Annotated in this window: 13 protein-coding genes and 1 pseudogene; 5 read left to right on the forward strand and 9 right to left on the reverse strand. The window is 70.8% G+C overall.

Annotated features, from left to right (window positions below; translation table 11 throughout):
* Positions 1-81: 81 nt before the first annotated feature.
* A pseudogene (locus tag ACIA73_RS40375) lies at positions 82-387 on the forward strand (acyl-CoA thioesterase); the annotation flags it as partial.
* A gap of 196 nt (positions 388-583) precedes the next feature.
* Here ACIA73_RS40375 and ACIA73_RS40380 read toward each other — a convergent pair.
* On the reverse strand, positions 584-1,957 hold the full coding sequence (locus ACIA73_RS40380; protein ID WP_399443998.1) for an LCP family protein: 1,374 nt from the start codon (positions 1,955-1,957) through the stop codon (positions 584-586).
* A 235-nt stretch (positions 1,958-2,192) separates the two neighbouring features.
* Here ACIA73_RS40380 and ACIA73_RS40385 point away from each other — a divergent pair, with 235 nt between their 5' ends.
* Positions 2,193-3,239 (forward strand): glycosyltransferase family 2 protein, encoded by a 1,047-nt coding sequence (locus tag ACIA73_RS40385; RefSeq protein ID WP_399444023.1) that lies wholly within the window; start codon positions 2,193-2,195, stop codon positions 3,237-3,239.
* A gap of 163 nt (positions 3,240-3,402) precedes the next feature.
* Here ACIA73_RS40385 and ACIA73_RS40390 read toward each other — a convergent pair whose 3' ends face one another.
* The 4 genes from ACIA73_RS40390 to ACIA73_RS40405 all read right to left on the reverse strand — a co-directional run bounded on the left by ACIA73_RS40390 (position 3,403) and on the right by ACIA73_RS40405 (position 9,812).
* Positions 3,403-5,130, reverse strand: a complete 1,728-nt coding sequence (locus tag ACIA73_RS40390) for an LCP family protein (protein WP_399443999.1) — start codon at positions 5,128-5,130, stop codon at positions 3,403-3,405.
* Between the two features lie 77 nt (positions 5,131-5,207).
* The gene (locus ACIA73_RS40395; RefSeq protein WP_399444000.1) at positions 5,208-6,998 is read right to left on the reverse strand and encodes an LCP family protein; all 1,791 of its coding nucleotides are present in this window, start codon (positions 6,996-6,998) and stop codon (positions 5,208-5,210) included.
* 229 nt (positions 6,999-7,227) lie between these two features.
* Complete coding sequence (locus ACIA73_RS40400) at positions 7,228-8,349, reverse strand: LCP family protein (protein ID WP_399444001.1); 1,122 nt, start codon at positions 8,347-8,349, stop codon at positions 7,228-7,230.
* Positions 8,350-9,041: 692 nt separating this feature from the next.
* A complete protein-coding gene (locus tag ACIA73_RS40405) occupies positions 9,042-9,812 on the reverse strand; it encodes a TIGR03089 family protein (protein WP_399444002.1) in 771 nt (256 codons plus the stop codon).
* 137 nt (positions 9,813-9,949) lie between these two features.
* On the opposite strand from ACIA73_RS40405, the gene ACIA73_RS40410 reads away from it, so the two are divergent.
* Together ACIA73_RS40410 and ACIA73_RS40415 are read left to right on the forward strand one after the other, a co-directional pair.
* A complete protein-coding gene (locus ACIA73_RS40410) occupies positions 9,950-11,242 on the forward strand; it encodes a peptidoglycan recognition protein (RefSeq protein WP_399444003.1) in 1,293 nt (430 codons plus the stop codon).
* A 130-nt stretch (positions 11,243-11,372) separates the two neighbouring features.
* Entirely contained in the window at positions 11,373-12,455 is a 1,083-nt protein-coding gene (locus tag ACIA73_RS40415) for a sugar phosphate nucleotidyltransferase (protein ID WP_399444004.1), read from the forward strand.
* An 8-nt stretch (positions 12,456-12,463) separates the two neighbouring features.
* On the opposite strand, the gene ACIA73_RS40420 is transcribed toward ACIA73_RS40415, so the two are convergent.
* From ACIA73_RS40420 to ACIA73_RS40435, 4 genes are all read right to left on the reverse strand, one after another.
* A complete protein-coding gene (locus tag ACIA73_RS40420) occupies positions 12,464-13,357 on the reverse strand; it encodes a DNA-3-methyladenine glycosylase family protein (protein ID WP_399444005.1) in 894 nt (297 codons plus the stop codon).
* Between the two features lie 102 nt (positions 13,358-13,459).
* On the reverse strand, positions 13,460-14,770 hold the full coding sequence (locus ACIA73_RS40425; protein ID WP_399444006.1) for a coenzyme F420-0:L-glutamate ligase: 1,311 nt from the start codon (positions 14,768-14,770) through the stop codon (positions 13,460-13,462).
* Complete coding sequence (gene cofD / locus ACIA73_RS40430) at positions 14,767-15,723, reverse strand: 2-phospho-L-lactate transferase (protein WP_399444007.1); 957 nt, start codon at positions 15,721-15,723, stop codon at positions 14,767-14,769. Before cofD ends, ACIA73_RS40425 begins: the two co-directional genes overlap by 4 nt.
* Before the next feature lie 12 nt (positions 15,724-15,735).
* Positions 15,736-16,236: a cysteine dioxygenase gene (locus ACIA73_RS40435; RefSeq protein WP_399444008.1), complete on the reverse strand. Its 501-nt coding sequence runs from the start codon at positions 16,234-16,236 to the stop codon at positions 15,736-15,738.
* Positions 16,237-16,981: 745 nt separating this feature from the next.
* Here ACIA73_RS40435 and ACIA73_RS40440 point away from each other — a divergent pair.
* Positions 16,982-17,245: a WhiB family transcriptional regulator gene (locus ACIA73_RS40440; protein WP_030927001.1), complete on the forward strand. Its 264-nt coding sequence runs from the start codon at positions 16,982-16,984 to the stop codon at positions 17,243-17,245.
* Positions 17,246-17,516 lie beyond the last annotated feature (271 nt).

Genomic DNA, 17,516 nt, shown 5'->3' on the forward strand with positions numbered 1-17,516 from the left:
CCCATGGGCGCCGGCCAAGGTGTCCCTGTTGAAGGCGCCCCAACTCGCCGTTGCTGCTTAACCTGAGTTTGTGTTTTAGAGGATTCGATACACGTCAAGGCCCAGTGCAACTGGACCGGGCGGTCCTCGATGGAGATCGGGGTACGGGTCCTGGCCGAGCGGTGGAACGAGTCGACCCCCGCTCAGCAGGTCGGCTCGGCGTATCTCGTCTTCGCGGCGGTGGATGCGGACGGGCGTACCCGGCCGGTACCGCAGGTGCTGCCGGAGACGGAGCGGGACAAGCGGAGGTATCAGGAGGCGCAGATCCGGCGTACGCATCGGTTGGCGCGGCGGCGGGCGATCAAGGAATTGCGGGACCGGAGGGCGGCGGAGGGGCTGGAGGACTGAGGTCGGGCCTGGGCAGTACGGGGGTCCGCGGTCGGGGTGGGCCGGCGCGGGGTGGGAGGCGACTGCGTCGGGGGCCGCCCCTTTGCCTGCCCGGCCCGCCCCCCGGGGGCGGCCCCGCCGCCCGAGCGGGCTGAGGCAGTGGGGGCAGGGGCGGGCGAGGGGGCGGGGCACGGGGGAGAGGGTGGCCGCAGGGCGGTTACGGGCAGATCACCTGGTCGCCTGTGACTACGCCGGATTCGCCCTGGTAGGCGTCCTGCGCCCGGACCGGGGTGACGCCCTTGTAGTCGGCGCCGGCGGTGAGGTGCATGAGGCTGCCCCGGCCGGGGGACGGCTTCAGTTCGCAGCCGGGGATGGCCGCGGCGAGGGACTGGGCGGAGCGGTCCCAGCGGGGGTCGTAACTGAGGAGGGTGTGGGGGAGGTCGCGGCGGGTGCCGTTGCCGGGGGTGCCGGTGGTGCGGAATCCGGTGGCGCGCAGAGCGGTGTCGACGCGCTTGCCGAGGCCCGGGATGCGGGTGCCGTTGTCGACCTGGACGCGGATCTGCTCGGGGGAGACGTCCACGGGGGTGGCCTTCGGGCGGTGCGCGGGGCGCGGGGCGGACAGCGGGCGGTCCTCGCGCAGGGTCTGGAAGAGCTTCTTGGACTTGGCCTCGTCCCACTTCAGGGTGGAGCCGATCCCCTTGACCTGGAAGCTCATCTTCCCGATGGGCACGGAGGTGAACTCCGAGGAGGCCGGGGTGAAGCCCCGCATCGCCTGGGCGAGGGCGAACATCTCCTCCGTACCGAATCCTCTGTCGGCGCGCACCGAGCCCAGCAGGGTTCCGGCGACCTCACGGAACCTGACCGGGTTGAGGAGGGCCCCGCCCTCGGTGGCCTTGGCGATGAAGGCGGCCAGGAAGCGCTGCTGGCGCTGCATGCGGCCCAGGTCGGAGGCGCCGTCGATGTGCCGGGAGCGGACGTACTGGAGGGCCTCGCCGCCGCCGAGGCGGTGGGTGCCAGGGGTCATGTCGAGACCGGTGTAGCTGTCCTTGAGGGCGGTGGTGGTGCAGATGTCGACCCCGCCGAGGACGTCGACCGTCTTCATGAAGCTGGTGAAGTCGACTTCGAGGTAGTGGTCGATCTTGACGCCGGTCATGTGCTCGACGGTGCGGGTGGTGAGGGCCGGGCCGCCCTCCGCGTACGCGGCGTTCAGCTTGACCGGGTGCGGCTTGTGGTGGTCGCCGGAGGTCTCGTCGGTGTGCTCGGGCATCTCGGCGTAGCTGTCGCGGGGGAGGCTGACGACGCTGGCGCGGTTCCGGTCCTCGGAGACATGGACGACCATCACGGTGTCGGTGCAGTGGCAGGGGGCACCACCGAGGCGGTACTTCTTCCGCTCCTCCTCGGTGATCCGGTCCCGGCCGTCGGTGCCGACCAGCAGCAGGTTCATGCCGCGGCCGGACTCGGCCTCGGGCCGGTTCTTCATGTCCTTGAACGGATCCACCCGGGCGATCTGGGTGTTCATGCCGGTCACCACGGCGTGCCCGATGCCGCCCGCCGCCAGGACCAGCACCGACAGGGTGGTCGCCGCCCGCATTCCCCAGTGCGGGCGCTCGTCGCGCGGCCTGCGACGGTCCCGGGAGTTTTTCGCTCGTCGGTCGCGCGGTCGCGGGGCAGGCGGACGGGACGGCACGGGCACGGGGCACCTCCGCGGGGGACAGGACGGGGATCGCGTGCACCGTATGCCGATACGATCTCCAGCCCGGTGCACCACCACGGCCGCCGCGCGAGGGTGTCCCCCGTTCGCGGTAACGTGAGCCGATGTGAACGCCATCCCCGCCGCCGCCCCCGCGGTCTCCGTGATCATGCCGGTCCTCAACGAGGAGCGGCACCTGCGCAGCTCGGTCCGTCACATCCTGGAGCAGGAGTACGACGGCGAGATGGAGGTGGTGATCGCGCTGGGTCCGTCCACGGACCGTACCGACGAGATCGCCGCCGAGCTGGTCGCCGAAACCGCGTCCAGTGACCGAGCGCGCGTCCACACCGTCCCGAACCCCACCGGACGCACCCCCGCCGCCCTGAACGCCGCGATCAAGGCCTCCCGGCACCCGATCGTCGTCCGCGTCGACGGCCACGGCATGCTCTCCGCCAACTACATCTCCACCGCCGTCCGCCTCCTTCAGGAGACCGGCGCGATGAACGTCGGCGGCATCATGAACGCCGAGGGCGAGACCCCCTGGGAAGAGGCCGTCGCCGCCGCGATGACCTCGAAGATCGGCGTCGGCAACGCCGCCTTCCACACCGGTGGCGAGGCCCAGCAGGCCGAGACCGTCTTCCTCGGGGTCTTCCGCCGGGAGGCCCTGGAGCAGCAGGGCGGGTACAACGAGGAGTTCATCCGCGCCCAGGACTGGGAGCTGAACTTCCGCATCCGCGAGGCCGGCGGGCTGATCTGGTTCTCGCCCGAGCTGAAGGTCCAGTACCGCCCGAGGCCCAGCGTCAAGGCGCTCGCCAAGCAGTACAAGGACTACGGCCGCTGGCGCCATGTCGTCGCCCGCTACCACTCCGGCTCCATCAACCTGCGCTACCTCGCCCCGCCGACCGCCGTCTGCGCGATCGCGGCGGGCGTGCTGGCCGGTGTGTTCGTCACCCCGTGGGGCTTCGTCGTCCCGGCCGGATATCTCGCGGCGATCACCGCGGGCTCCCTCCCGGCGGGCAGGGGGCTGTCGCTGAGGGCGCGTGCGCAGATCCCCGTCGCGCTGGCCACCATGCACATGTCGTGGGGATACGGCTTCCTGACCTCGCCGAAGTCCCTCGCCAAGCGGGTCATCGCGAGCCGCAGGCCGGCCGTCCAGGGGCACGGGCAGAACGCGGGCGTCTAGAGCGGCGTCGTACGGTCGGAAAGTCGTACGGTCGGAAAGTCGTGCGGTACGGAAAGTCGTACGGCACGGAAAAGGGCCCGGCCCGCGTTCACATGAGGAACGCGGGCCGGGCCCTTCGACGTAGGGCCGGGCCCTTCGGCGTAACACCGCCCCCGGCAGGCCCTCAGCCCCGGCCGTTCCACCGGTAGGGCGCATAGACGTCCATGCACGCCTTGGTGTCGTCGCCGGTGACCGCCTCGGCGCTCTCCGGGACGTCGCCCGCGGAGGGGGCGGCCGCCTTCGGGAAGGAGTTGCCGGTGCGCCAGTCCGAGCCGACGGCCACGGTGACCGTGGAGGTGGCCGAGGACTTCTTCACCGCGGTCAGCGGGATGCCGAGCGCCTTGGCCACCGCCTGGGCGTCGCCCTCCAGCTCGGCGCTGGGGAAGGTGACCTGGGTGTGCTCGGTGGGCGGGAGTTCGCGGCTGGCGGCCGCCCCGGTGTAGCCCTTGCCGGCCAGCAGGGTGGCGACGGCCGAGGCGCGGCTGCGGGTGGGAGCCTCGCCGCCGACGCCGGTGCCGTTCTGCACGGTGATCCCGAGCTCGCCGGGAGCGGTCAGCGCCTTCTTGGCGGCCGGGCCCGCGGGCTTCTTCGTGGCGGGCTGCTTGCCGTCGGTGGCCCGGCCGTTCTTGTCGAAGGGGATGTCGTCGCGGAGCATCGTGAGGACCTTCGAGGCGTCCTTCTGGTTGACCACGTAGTGGTTGTTGGGGTTCTGCGGGTCGGGGATGGTCGGCAGCGAGGTCATGGTGATGCTGTCGGAGGGGACGTCCTTGAGCTGCATCGCCAGATTGAACAGCTTGGTGACCGAGCCGATCTCCTCGGACACCTTGAGCGCCTTGGTGGCCGCCTCCGCCAGGCCGGTCAGCCGGCCCGCGTCGGTGAACACGTTCTGCGACTTGAGCTCACGGAGCATCGAGTTCATGTACATGTGCTGGGCCTTGGCACGGCCCTTGTCACTCTCGAAGGCGTGCCGGGTGCGCAGCCACTTCAGCGCGTCCTCGCCCTGGATCTTGCGCGTACCGGCCGGGAGCTTCAGGTGCGAGCCGCCGGGGACGAGGGGCTTGGGGCGGTCCCAGACGCCCTGCTTGAGGCAGATGTCGACGCCGCCGACCGCGTCCGACATCTGCACCACACCGGTGAAGTCGAGCATGATCCAGTGGTCGATGTAGACGCCGGTGAGCTGCTGCCAGGTGTCCAGGACGCAGCTCGGACCGCCGCGGCCGAGCGTCTCGTTGATGATCTTGTTGGCCTTGCCGTACTTGGTGCCGGTCTTGGCGTCCCTGCACTCGGGGATGTCCACCCGGGTGTCGCGGGGGATGCTCACCACCGAGGCGTGCTTGCGGTCGGCCGAGACGTGCAGCAGCTTCTGCACATCGGCGAGCGGCGGGGCGCCCACCGACTTCTTGCTGCCGCCCAGCGCCAGGTTCGCCTTCCCGTCACGGGTGTCGGAGCCGATCAGCAGGATGTTGAGCGGGGTCTGCCCGGCCGCGTTCGCCTCGGGCTTCGGCGGGCCCTCGTTGCTGCTGCGGCTGCCGCTCTCGATGTTGGAGTCGAGGTGGCGTATGTAGAGGTATCCGGCGCCGGCCGTGCCGAGGATCAGCACGGCCAGGGATATCGCCACCCAGCGCAGAATGCGCCGACGCTTGCTGCGGGGGCCGTCCGGGCCGCCACCGGCTCGTCTTCGGCGCCGCGAGCCGCCTCTGCGGTGGCCGCTGCCCCCGCCGTCGGCATCGGCGGCCGGGGACGCGTCGTCCCCGGATCCGCCGTCGCCGTGCCCGGCCCCCTCGTAGAGACTCTCGTCCCAGCCGAGGTTGTCCGCCCGGGTCCCCTCCCCATGCACCCTGCTGCTGCCCACCGGGCCCCCACCCACTCCCACTCAGATTCTGTTCAAGGCCCGGTGACCGGCGGTCACTTGGCCCGGGTGACCGGCGGTCACTTGGCGCACACCGACTTGTCGGCGCTGGCCCGCTTGACCCCGTCCGGCAGCTTGGCAGGACCACCGACGGGCTGGCCCGCGGCGGTGAAGTCCTTGCCCAGGGTGAGCGTCATCGGGACGCGCTCGCCCGCGTCCTGCCCGGTCGGCTTCAGCGCCGAGGCGGGCAGACCCATCATCGCGGCGAGCGCCCTGGCCTGGTCGGCCTGGTTCTCGCCGTACTTCAGCGAGGTCTTCGCGATGTCGGGCTCCGGCGAATTGCCGCCGTTCGTCGCCAGCCTGGCGCCCTTGTTCAACTGCAGCCAGGACAAGGTCTCCTGGGCGGCTCCACTGGGGCCACCCCCGTTGTAGACATTGACCCGTACGTCGTCGGCGGCGGCCTTCGGGCCCTTCAGGAGGGCCTCCTGCTTGGCGTTGGCCTGTGCCTTGTCCGCCTTCTCCTTCTGCTTCACCTCGGTGAGTGAAGTGTCGGAACGGAGCATCGAGAACAGCGGGTTCGCCTGTTCCTCGTTGACCACGACGGTGGCCTTGCGCCCCACCGGCTCGGCCGGGTTGTCCAGCACCGGCAGGGTGGTGAAGGTGATGTTCTTGGGGTCGACCTTGGCGACCTCCTCGGCCAGCGACTTCAGCTTGGCGATGGAGCCGATGCCGGAGTCGACGGTCATCGCCTGGGTCGCCGCGTCCGCCAGGCTGTAGAGCTTGGCCGGGTTGGTCAGCGTCTCGCTGGACTTCATCTTGCGGATCATCGAGCTCAGGAACTGCTGCTGGGTCTCGATCCGGCTGAGGTCCGAGCCGCTGCCGAAGCTGTGCCGGGTGCGGACGAAGGCCAGCGCCTGCTCGCCGGCCAGGGTGTGATTGCCCTTGGTCAGCCTGAGCTTGGAGTCCTTGTCGTTGACGTCCTTGGAGACACAGACGTCCACCCCGCCGACCGCGGTGCTCAACGTCTTCACCGCGTTGAAGTCGACCATCATGAAGTGGTCGACGGTCAGCCCGGTGAGCGCCTTCACCGTGCGCATGGTGCAGCCCGGGTCGCGTTCCGACTGGCCGAGGCTGGTGTTGAAGCGCTCGAAGGCGCTGCCGGGAACGACCTTCTCCGTCTCGCCGATCTTGGTCGGGCAGTCCGGGATACGGGTCTTCAGGTCACGCGGGATGGACAGCGCGGTCGCGTTGGTCCGGTCCTTGGAGACGTGGAAGAGGATCGTGGTGTCGGCGTGGCCGGGACTGTTCTTGTCGCCGTAGCCCTCGTTGCCGTCGCCGACCCGCTTGTCGGTGCCGATGACCAGGATGTTGACCGCCTGGTCCTTCTTGAAGCCGCCCGAACCGCCGGACACCTCCACGGACTTGAGGTTTCCGTTGAAGTGCTCGTACAGCGCCCACGCGCCGAGCGAACAGACCAGCACCAGCGCACCGAGCACGATGCCGGTCCGCTTCAGGGCCCGCTTCGGCTTGGCCTGCTTGCGCTTGCGGCGGCCCGCCTGCTGCGCGCCGCCGCTGCCTTCGCCCCTGGGGCCGCCCTCGGGAGGCCCCTGACGCCGGCTGCGTTGCGGCGGCACTTCGCGCCGACTGCCGGTACTGGTGCCACCACCACTCTGGTTGGCCCGCTGCTCGCGGGGGTCACGGCTGCGTCCGCGCGGGCTGCCCTGGGGCCGCCCGGAAAATCTGGATGACCCTGAGTTCGGGGACCCTGCGGAATGATCCAGTCGCAGTTCGTAGTTGCCGGTGTGCGGGTTGAGAACCCACTGGTCGGCGGGGTCGATCTCGTCCGCCCCGCCACGGCTGTGCGCGTCCACGGTTGCCTGAGTCCTCCGTCGGTCCCACGCGAGGCGCCTCCCCCCAGGCGTCCTCATCAATCGGTCCAGTCGTGCGTGCGTGACCCATGTATCGGCTCTTTGCACTGGATCGCGTCACACTATCTGCCCTGATCGGCGCCGAGCGACGACAGTGACAAACTCCACGTGCCTTACAACCGGGCAATTCGACTAAAAGGCAACCGGGAACGTCATCGGTTTGGTAAGCCTTTTACTCGCACATGCCCGTGGCGGCGTTGGTGCCCGAGAAGGTCGGGGTCGGCGAGGGGCCGGGCGTGGCCGGATCGTCGGGCCTGTTGTCCCCTTCCGCACCGTCGTCGGAGACCCCCTGGTCCGGATTCCCGGTTCCCGGTTCGTCCCCCGGCTGCGTGGACTTGACCGGTGTCACCGTGACGGGGGTGTCCTCACGCAGCTGCTTGAACAGTGCCTGCGCCTGCGGCTCGATCAGTTCGTCCCGGTTGCTGTCGTACCGGTACGACCGCCGGGGCACCGTCATGAACTGGATCCGCTCCGAGGGCACGTCCCGCGCACTGGTCGCCAGGTCGTACAGATCGCGCAGCGAGGCCAGACCGGGGTCGGTGGTCAGCGACTTGGTCGCCGCGTCCAGCACCGGATAGAGCTTTGTCGGGTTCAGCAGGACGCCGCTGGACTGCATCTTGTTGACGAGTGAGGCGAGGAACTGCTGCTGGCGGTCCATCCTTTCGGTGTCACTGCCGCCGCCGATGCTCTTGCGGGCGCGTACATATCCGAGCGCCTGCTCCCCGTTGAGGGTCTGCGGGCCCGCCGGGAGCTGAAGGTGCGCGTCCCGGTCGTTGATCGGCTCCTTCAGGCAGATGTCGACGCCGTCGACCGCGTCCACCATGTCCTTGAAGCCCTGGAAGTCGACCACCATGTGATGGTCGATCCGGATCCCGGTCATCTTCTCGACGGTTCGGATGGTGCAGGCGGTGCCGCCCATCTCGAACGCCCAGTTGAACTGCGCGAACATCGCCCGGGTGCGCGTCCCGTCCGACTTCGTGCAGCTCGGGATGTCCGCCATCAGGTCGCGGGGGAGCGAGACGGCGGTCGCGCTGGTCCGGTTGGCCGCCATGTGCAGCAGGATCGTGGTGTCCGAGCGCTGGGTGCCCTCGTCGCGACCGTACTTGGAATTGCCGCCCGCGCGGGTGTCGGAGCCGATCAGCAGGATGTTCTGCGCGTTCAGGGTCTTGGGGGCCTGGGTGGGACGTTCCTTCTCCCAGGCCCGGAGCTCGGCGGCGGCACCGGTGTCCGTCGTGATGTTCCCGTCCAGCTTCTGGTAGAACCACCACCCCGCCCCGGCCGCTCCGAGCACCACCAGCGCCGCCCCCGCCGCGGCCCAGCGAACCCAATGCCGCCGACGCCGCCCCCCAGGAGACGTAACAGCCGCCCCACCGGCCTCCCCGCTCTCAGAGGCCCCCGCACCCTCAGAGGCCCCCTCGGCCCCCTCTCCACCCTCTCCACCCTCGGCTCCCTCGGTAGCCTCTCCCCCCTCAGCCGCCTTCTCGCCTCCGCCCTCACCCGCGGAGCCGGCGTCTCTTTCCTTTTCGGTACGCCGCCCAGCCCGCGCATCGACCCCGGCACCCGCCCCACCCTCCCCGCCGCCCGACCGCCCACCCGCGACTTCGGTGGGGGTGGGGGTGGGGTCGCCCGTGGCCGCCGCGTCGCCGCTGCCGGAGCCCATCGCCGACCTGGCCGGTCCTGCCGCCGGCCCGTCCTGTCCCGCCGCCGACCCGTCCCGGCCCCCCGCCGGCCTGCCCGGCCCTTCCGTCGGCCCGTCAGGTCCGGCTGCCGGCTCGTCCGGTTCGGGGGGCGTGCCAGCAGTGTCGGTCACGTCTGCGTCCATCCTTATGCGGAGTCGGCGGCACGCTGGGCCGTCGATCGCAGGAGTAGACGGCTGAAACCAGCGCTTGGTTGTGCGTGCAACCGATCATGTACCGCGCCCGCTCCGGTGCCCCAGAGGCCGCGCCCCGCTCCACCGTTTGGGCGGCCCCCGGCGGCGTACCTCCGCTACGCCCCGGCGGGACGCCCCACCGTGTGCGTGACGCGCTCGCTCTCGACGCGCGCGGCGAGGCCCGCCGCGGAGAGCCGGCCGAGGTTGCGGCACAGCACGATCGAGCCACCGGAGGCGAGCGGCGCGTACAGACCGGAGGACAGCCCCTCCCAGGTGTCGTACGAGAGTCCCGACAGCACCCGCGACCCGGGACCGAGCCCCAGCGCCGCCGCATCCGCCCGGGCCCGCTCCACCAGCTCGGCCGCCGTCAGCTGCGTACCGTCGACCACCAGCGCCACCTCGTCCGGGTCAACCGGGGCGAACGGTGCGAACTGGTCCCCCTGCGAAGGGACTTCGACCGCGTAGTCGGCGAACCCCTCCGGTGGCTGCGGTACGAACCGCCCGCCCAGCGGCCGCAGCGCCAGCGCGACCCGCTCGCCCCGCCCCGCCCGCGCCGCCTCCAGCGCGTCCGGCCCGCTCACCACCACGTCCGCCGCCTCCGGCTTGCCCCGTACGTCGGCCTCCACGCCCACCGACGCACAGGCCAGCAGCCACACCGCGGTCTGCCAGTGCGCGGGAAGGTGCAGCGCGAGGCGGTCGCCGGGGCCTGCGGAGAGGTCGCCCTGGAGGAGATTGGCGGTCTTGGCCACCCAGTTGGCGAGGGTGGCGACGGACAGTTCGACGCGCTCGCCCGTCGCGTCGTCGTAGAAGGTGACAAGCGGGCGGCCAGGGTCCGTGGCGAGTGCGGAACGCAGCAGGTCGGCAGGGGTGCGGTCGGTGGTGTTCATCCGAGGAGGGTACGCCGGGGGGCGTGCCGGGGGCGGGCGTTCCGGCCCCGTCCAAGGCCCGTCAGGGGCCCGTCCGGCAGACAGAGCGTCAGTTCACCGATGGACAGATATGTACGCATATGTTCAAAATCGGGTGCATGCGCCCCTACGTTGCTTCCTCGATTGGTATTGCCTGTGCGGCAGTTCTCGCGCTCCCGCTGATCCCGCTCGGCGATGTACCGGCCGGGACGCGGAGCGAGCGGGCGGGCTTCGACGACGCCCGGCCCGCGGATCTGCCGGGCTCCACCCGCTCGCTGCCGCTCACCGCACTGGGCGGGAGCGGGTCGGACCGGTCGCTGCGCCCGGCGGACGCGGCGCGGCCGATAGGGGTCAACTCCCGGGACGTCGCCCCGTTCTCGCTGGTCGGAGTGGTCTGGGACGATCCGCGCGCGGAACTGGACGGCCGGGTTCAGGTACGTGCGCGAGCGGTCGGCAGCGGGGCCTGGTCGCCCTGGCAGGACCTGGTGACCGGTCACGGGGACCACGGCGCCGACCCCTCGACGGCCGAGGCGCGCACCGGCCGCACCCATGGTGCGACGGCTCCGCTGTGGGTCGGGGCGTCGGACGGGGTCGAGGCACGTGTGCAGCCCCGTACCGGAGCAACCGGCTCCGAGGGGTCCGCCGCCACCCCCTTGCCCCGGGGGCTCCACCTCGACCTGGTCGACCCCGGCGCCGACCCCCGGCGAGGCAGCGACCGCGCCCCCGCCGCCGCACTGCAGATCCCGGCGCTGACCCCGGCCGAGACCAAGCAGGAAGCGGAAGCGCAGACGGGACTCGCCCGACCGCACGTAGGGCCCCGGCCGCGGATCATCACGCGCAGGGGCTGGGGTGCCGACGAGAGGCTGAAGGAGAAGGGGAACGTCTACACCAAGACGATCAAGGCGGCCTTCGTCCATCACAGCGCGTCCGGAAATGGGTACAGCTGTTCGCAGGCGGGCTCCGTCCTGCGCAGTATCTACCGCTACCACGTCAAGAGCAGTGGGTGGCGTGACTTCGGCTACAACTTCGCCGTCGACAAGTGCGGGAACGTCTACGAAGGACGCGCCGGAGGTGTGGCCAAGCCGGTCCTGGGAGCGCACACTCTCGGTTTCAACACCAACAGCATGGGCATCGCCGTTCTCGGGACGTACACCCACGCGAACCCGCCCGCCGCGGCCCTGCGCGCCGTCGCGAAACTCTCCGCCTGGAAGCTCGGACTGCACGGCGCCAACCCGAAGGGCACCACTTACCTCACCTCAGGGGGCAGTAACCGGTACAAGAAGGGCAGGAACGTCCGGCTCAACGTCATCTCGGGCCACCGGGACGGCTTCGCCACCGAGTGCCCCGGCGGGCGCCTGTACCGGAAGCTCGGCACCGCCAGAGGGGTCGCGGCCCACTACCAGGGGCGCTGACGGGGACCGCAACGTACACGCTGCGCCCCGCCACTCACCGGGCGGGGCACCGACCAGGACGTTTCGAACAGTCTGCATACACTGGCCGCCCACTATCCGGCCGGCCCCAGCAGGAAGCAGAGACGACAAGGTGACTGAAGCGATCCTCCTGGTCGGGGGCAAGGGCACCCGGCTGCGGCCGCTCACGGTGAACACCCCCAAGCCCATGGTTCCCGCCGCCGGCGTACCGTTCCTGACCCACCAGCTGGCCCGTGCGAGAGCCGCCGGAGTCGAACACATCGTGCTCGCCACCTCCTATCTCGCCGAGGTCTTCGAGCCGTACTTCGGGGACGGCTCCGCGCTGGGTCTGCACCTGGAGTACGTGACCGAGGACGAGCCGCTGGGCACCGGCGGCGCCATCCGCAACGTCGCGTCCCGGCTGCACTCGGGCCCCGACGAGCCGGTCCTCATCTTCAACGGCGACATCCTCACCGGCCTCGACATCGAAGCCCTGGTCGACACCCACCAGACCTCCGGCGCCGACGTCTCGCTGCACCTCACCCGCGTCGAGGACCCGCGCGCCTTCGGCCTGGTACCGACCGACTCCACCGGCCGGGTCACCGCCTTCCTCGAAAAGCCGCAGACCCCCGAGGAAATCGTCACCGACCAGATCAACGCGGGCGCCTACGTCTTCCGCCGCTCGGTCATCGACACCATCCCCACCGGCCGCCCGGTCTCCGTCGAACGCGAGACCTTCCCTGACCTGCTGGCGAACGGCGCCCACCTCCAGGGCATGGTCGACTCCACCTACTGGCTCGACCTCGGCACCCCGCAGGCCTTCGTCCGCGGCTCCGCCGACCTGGTCCAGGGCCGCGCCCCGTCCCCGGCGGTCCCCGGCCGTTGCGGTGACCGTCTGGTCATGCCGGGCGCGGTCGTCGCCGCCGACGCCAAACTCACCGGCGGCACGGCGATCGGCACCGACGCGGTGATCGGCGAGGGCGCCCGTATCGAGGGCAGCACGGTTCTGGCGGGCGCGGTCGTCGAGGCGGGCGCGGTCGTCACGGACTCCCTGGTCGGGGCGGGTGCCCGGATCGGTGCCCGCAGCGTCCTGTCCGGCGCGGTGATCGGCGACGGGGCGACGGTCGGCGCGGACAACGAACTGTGCGACGGCATCCGCATCTGGTGCGACGCGGTGCTCCCGGCGGCCTCGGTCCGCTTCTCCTCGGACCAGTGACCGGCGTCCTACAGATGTGAGATCCGCCCCGGCGCCCGACGCGGTCCGTGCCGGGGCGGAGTCAGTCCGGTGAGCAGAATCAGCCGTACGGCCCGGTGGCGCTGACCCGCGTACGGCTCCAGCAGTTCCAGCATGTCTGCGTCACTCGCCCCGCGCTTCCCGGTCAGGGCGTACCCGACGATCCCCGGCAGATGCAGATCGCCCACCGTCACCGCGTCCGGCGCCCCGTTGCTCCGCTGCAAGGTCTCCGCCGAGGTCCACGGCCCGATCCCCGCCACCAGCTCCAGCCGCGCCTTCGCCTGCTCGTACGGCATCCCCGCGGCCTCCTCCAGCCGCGCCGCCACCCGCACCGCCCGCACGATGGTGTCGGCCCGCTTGGCGTCCACATTCGCCCGGTGCCACTCCCAGGACGGGATCAGCGCCCAGGTCCGGGCGCCGGGTGTGACGTAAAGCCCCTCCGGAACCTCGTAGCCGACCCCCTCCGGAACCGGCGCCGGCTCGCCGAACGTCCGCACCAGATGCCGCCACGACCGGTACGCCTCGGTCGTCGTCACCTTCTGCTCAAGGACCGACGGAATCAACGACTCCATCACCAGCCCGGTCCGGCACAGCCGCAGCCCGGGATGCATGTGATGGGATCGCGCCACCACCGCGTGATGCGCCACGAACGGCCCCGGGTCGTCCAACTCGCCGAGCAGCACCGGCAGTTGCTTCAACAGCCACGGCCCGCCCGGTCCCCACGCCTCCGCCGTCAGGTCCGCCGCCACCCGCAACGTCCCCGCCCCCTCGGGCGTCCGGCTCACCCGCCACACAGCCCCGTCCCCCGCAACCCGGTACGCCGGATCCCCGCCCCCACGCCGAAGCGGCCCCAGAACCCCCCGCAACCCAAATCGCCCAGCCATCCCCCGACCATACGACCCCACCGGCCCACCCCCGCCGGCCCCCTTGGGCGGCGGGGCCGCCCCGGGCACACCCCCCGTGGCACCCCCACCCCACCCCGTCCCTCACCGCACCAAAAGAAACCCCTCCGCATCCCTGCCCGCCCGCTCCGCAGGAGCAGCCGCCGCCCGCCCCACCGCCACCGCCCCCATCGGATCCCACCCCTCCGGAAGCTCCAGCACCTCCCGCACCACCTCCCGGCAGAACATCGTCGAAGACACCCACGCCGACCCCAACCGCTCCCCGGCCAGCGCCACCAAGAAGTTCTGCACCCCGGCCCCCATCGCCACCACGAACATCTCCCGCTCGGCCGCATCCCGCCGTGCGTGCCCGTAGTCGTGCGCCCCGTCCATCACCAGACACGGCACCACCAGATAGGGCGCCCTCCGCAGGACGTCCCCCCTCCGCACCCGCTTCGCGATTGACTCCTCCGACTTCCCGTCCGCCCGCAGGTCCGCGATCCACGCGTCCCGCATCGCGTCCAGCAGCCGTAGCCGCGCCGACTCGCTCTCCAGCAGCACGAAGCGCCACGGCGTCGTGTGATGCGGCGCGGGCGCCGTCACCGCCGCAGCGACCGCCCGCCGCACCGCCCCGCCGTCGACCGGCTCGTCGGTGAAGTCCCGCACCGTACGCCGCTGCGTCACCGCCTCCCGTACCGCCTCCGAGGTCCCCAGCCGGAACATGTCGTCGGCCGCCCCGCGCACCAGCGCCCGCGCACCCGCGTCCTCGGCATCCCCGTGCACCACATGAGGCAGCCCCCGCACCACCGCCACCGGCAGTCCCTCGGCCTTGCCCTTCACCAGGTCACCGGCAGCGGCCAGCTCGTCCGCCGTCGCCACTATCGTCGCGCTCAGCGGATTGCCGTACGCGTCCGTGCCGCCCCGCAGGTCATCCAGCACCCGCACCCCGGCGGCCCCGATCGCCACATCGGTCAGCCCACTGCGCCACGGCCGCCCGAAGGTGTCCGTGACCACGACACCCACCTCGACCCCCAGCGCGTCCCGCACCCCGTCCCGGATCACCCGCGCCGAAGCGTCCGGGTCCCGAGGCAGCAACAGCACCGTCCCCGCGGGGGTGTTGGAGGCGTCCACCCCGGCGGCGGCCATGATCAGCCCCTGCCGGTTCTCCACGATGCGCAGCGGACCCCGCCGCGCCACCACCCGTACCGTCTCCGCGTCGATGGCCGCCTCGCGCGAATCGGCGGCGATGATCCGCCCCTCCGCCTTGCTCACGATCTTCGAGGTGACCAGCAGCACATCGCCGTCGGCCAGCGCCGGCTCCGCGCCCACGATCAGCTTGGCGAGGTCGTCGCCCTCCCGGACCTCGGGCAGCCCGGGGACCGCCCACACCCGGTACGACGTCCGCTCCGCACTCACGCCCGTACCTCCGAAGCCAGTTCCAGCGCGGCCCGCGCCATCTCGGCGGTCGCCGCCAGATCCGTCATCATCAGCGGTACGGCGCGGCAGCGGATCCCCGCCTCCTCGACCGCCCCGACGGTGTCCGCGTCGACGGTGTCGACCAGCCAGCCGTCGAGCAGCCCGGACCCGTAGTGCTGCGCCACGGCGGCAGCCGTCGACTCCACACCCACCGCGGCCAGCACCTTGTCCGCCATGCCCCGAACCGGCGCGTTCCCGACGATCGGCGAGAGCCCGACCACCGGAACCCCGGCCTCCGCGATCGCCTCGCGGATCCCGGGCACGGCCAGGATCGTGCCGACGCTCACCACCGGGTTCGACGGCGGGAAGACAATGACGTCCGCCTCCGCGATCGCCTCCAGCACACCCGGCGCCGGCTTGGACTGCTCGGCCCCGACCGGCACGATCGCCTGCGCCGCCACCGAGGCTCGCAGCTTCACCCAGTACTCCTGGAAGTGCACCGCCTTGCGCTCGCCGTCCACATCGACCGCCACATGCGTCTCGATGCGGTCGTCGGACATCGGGATCAGCCGCACCCCCGGCTCCCAGCGCTTGCACAGCGCCTCGGTGACCGCGCTCAGCGGATAGCCCGCGCCGAGCATCTGGGTGCGCACGATGTGCGTCGCGAAGTCCCGGTCGCCGAGCCCGAACCACTCGGGACCGACGCCGTACGCCGCCAGCTCCGACTTGACCTGGAAGGTCTCGCCCTCCCTGCCCCAGCCCTGCTCCTCGTTGATGCCACCGCCGAGGGTGTACATCACCGTGTCGAGGTCGGGGCAGACCTTGAGCCCGAACAGATGAATGTCGTCACCGGTATTGCCGATGACGGTGATGTCCGCTTCGGGTGCCGCCTCCTTCAGCCCACGAAGAAAACGAGCACCACCGATACCGCCTGCCAAGACCACAATGCGCATGACAGCAGTTTGTCAGGAGGTGGTGGCGTCCTGGCGGGCAGCCGTCGTCGAGGTCTCGTACAGGGGCATTTCGGTGAGCCCGGGGAAATAGACGTGCAGGCTGACGGCCGGTTCCAGGGAGTCGTTGACCATCTCGTGGACCTGGCCGGGCACCGATACGTACTGCGTGCCCATGCTCAGAGTGCGCGAGCCCCGGTCGTTACGCTCGGTGAGCTCGCCCTGGAGGACGGTCATGACTCCGGAGGACGCCCCGTGGTCGTGCGCCCCGCTGCCCTGGCCGGGCACCCAGCTCAGCAGCCAGACCTCGTAACCGGGCCCGGTGCGCAGCCGGTGGTACCAGCGGGTGGTGGCGTCGTACTCGACGAGGTGCGCCCACTGCGCGCGGTCGGCCGCGAGGGAGCGGGCGAGACCGGCGAACCCGGCCACGGTGGACGGGTGCTCGGGGGCGGGGGCCAGGAGGTGCAGGACCTCAAGGAGGTCGCCGGCGATCTGGAGGTCGCTGTCGCTGTTCATGGTGCGGGGGTTCCTCGGCATGGAGAGTGCTGGGGTGTCGCAGAACGGTTCGCGGCGGGTGGGGCCACGAAGGTCGCGGGGGATGGGCCGCGAGAACGGCACGCGGGGTGGGGCGTGCGAAGAGTTGTCAGAGCTGGAGCGCGGGTGGCTTCAACAGCTGTGACAGCGACAGCTGTAACAACAGCCGACGGAGAGACGGCGCAGAGGGGCAGCGCTGCGGACCACACGCGTGTGGGTCACCGGGAGCACTGCGGACGCTGGCATGGAAACAAAGGTGACCGGCATCGTCACCCGCTGTCAACTCGATGACCGATTTGGCTCCAATGTTTCACCTCTTCCGGTTACGCGAGGCGGAGAAAGGTTTGTGCACCTGCTGTCGCGGAGAGAACGCGCTCCATCCGCCGGTGTCCGAGTACGGATGCACCAACGGACGCGTCACCGCCGTCCCGTGACCCGACTGTGATCCGAGTCGCTTCTCCGGACGAACCGCAACAAGATCACTCCGAATCGCGTCTTCCCCGGTGTCCGGGGTACCCGAACAGGGTGCGGCGACGTTGTGTCACGGTTTTTGGCGATTTGAACACTTTCCGCATAGCCTTGGTTCCGCAGAGTGAATAACGGGCCCAATAGCAGATCTCGGCTTGACTGCCACGGAGCTACACACTTGTAATTTCACTCGTGTCGTTCGGCCGGATTCGGTAGCGGCAACATCACGGGGAACGCGAAAGACAGACGAGGGGCGCACATGACCGAGCTGTTCCAGCAACTGCTGGTCGAGGACGCGGACGAGGAACTCGGCTGGCAGGAGCGCGCATTGTGCGCCCAGACCGACCCCGAGTCCTTCTTCCCCGAGAAAGGCGGATCCACCCGCGAGGCGAAAAAGGTCTGCCTCGCGTGTGAAGTCCGCTCCGAATGCCTCGAATACGCGCTGTCGAATGACGAACGCTTCGGAATCTGGGGCGGACTGTCGGAACGTGAACGCCGGAGACTGAAGAAGGCCGCCGTCTGACGCATTACGGCTACCAGGCCGACGTAACGCCCCGGCCGGGCGCAGAACGACGGGGGCCGCCCAGGGAGCACCCTCCCCGAGCAGCGCCGGACACCACCCCAGCAAAACAGCGCAAGCCGGTACACACCCGACGGTCCGCCCCCTGCCTCTTCCCCGCAGGCGGCGGACCGTCGTGATGTGCAGCCGTTAGTGTGGGCCGCTGTCCCGCGATGCACCCCGCCTGTTCAAGGGCGCGTGCGTGCACCGCAGTCAGCTACACCAGCCTTCCGGG

Source organism: Streptomyces sp. NPDC051561 (assembly GCF_044454195.1).
Classification (GTDB): domain Bacteria; phylum Actinomycetota; class Actinomycetes; order Streptomycetales; family Streptomycetaceae; genus Streptomyces.

Excerpts from the sequence above, each read along its gene's own strand:
- ACIA73_RS40380 (WP_399443998.1), bottom strand. The coding sequence starts at position 1,957 with ATGCGGGCGGCGACCACCCTGTCGGTGCTGGTCCTGGCGGCGGGCGGC.
- ACIA73_RS40405 (WP_399444002.1), bottom strand. The coding sequence starts at position 9,812 with ATGAACACCACCGACCGCACCCCTGCCGACCTGCTGCGTTCCGCACTC.
- ACIA73_RS40410 (WP_399444003.1), top strand. The coding sequence starts at position 9,950 with ATGCGCCCCTACGTTGCTTCCTCGATTGGTATTGCCTGTGCGGCAGTT.
- ACIA73_RS40420 (WP_399444005.1), bottom strand. The coding sequence starts at position 13,357 with ATGGCTGGGCGATTTGGGTTGCGGGGGGTTCTGGGGCCGCTTCGGCGT.
- cofD (WP_399444007.1), bottom strand. The coding sequence starts at position 15,723 with ATGCGCATTGTGGTCTTGGCAGGCGGTATCGGTGGTGCTCGTTTTCTT.
- ACIA73_RS40435 (WP_399444008.1), bottom strand. The coding sequence starts at position 16,236 with ATGAACAGCGACAGCGACCTCCAGATCGCCGGCGACCTCCTTGAGGTC.
- ACIA73_RS40440 (WP_030927001.1), top strand. The coding sequence starts at position 16,982 with ATGACCGAGCTGTTCCAGCAACTGCTGGTCGAGGACGCGGACGAGGAA.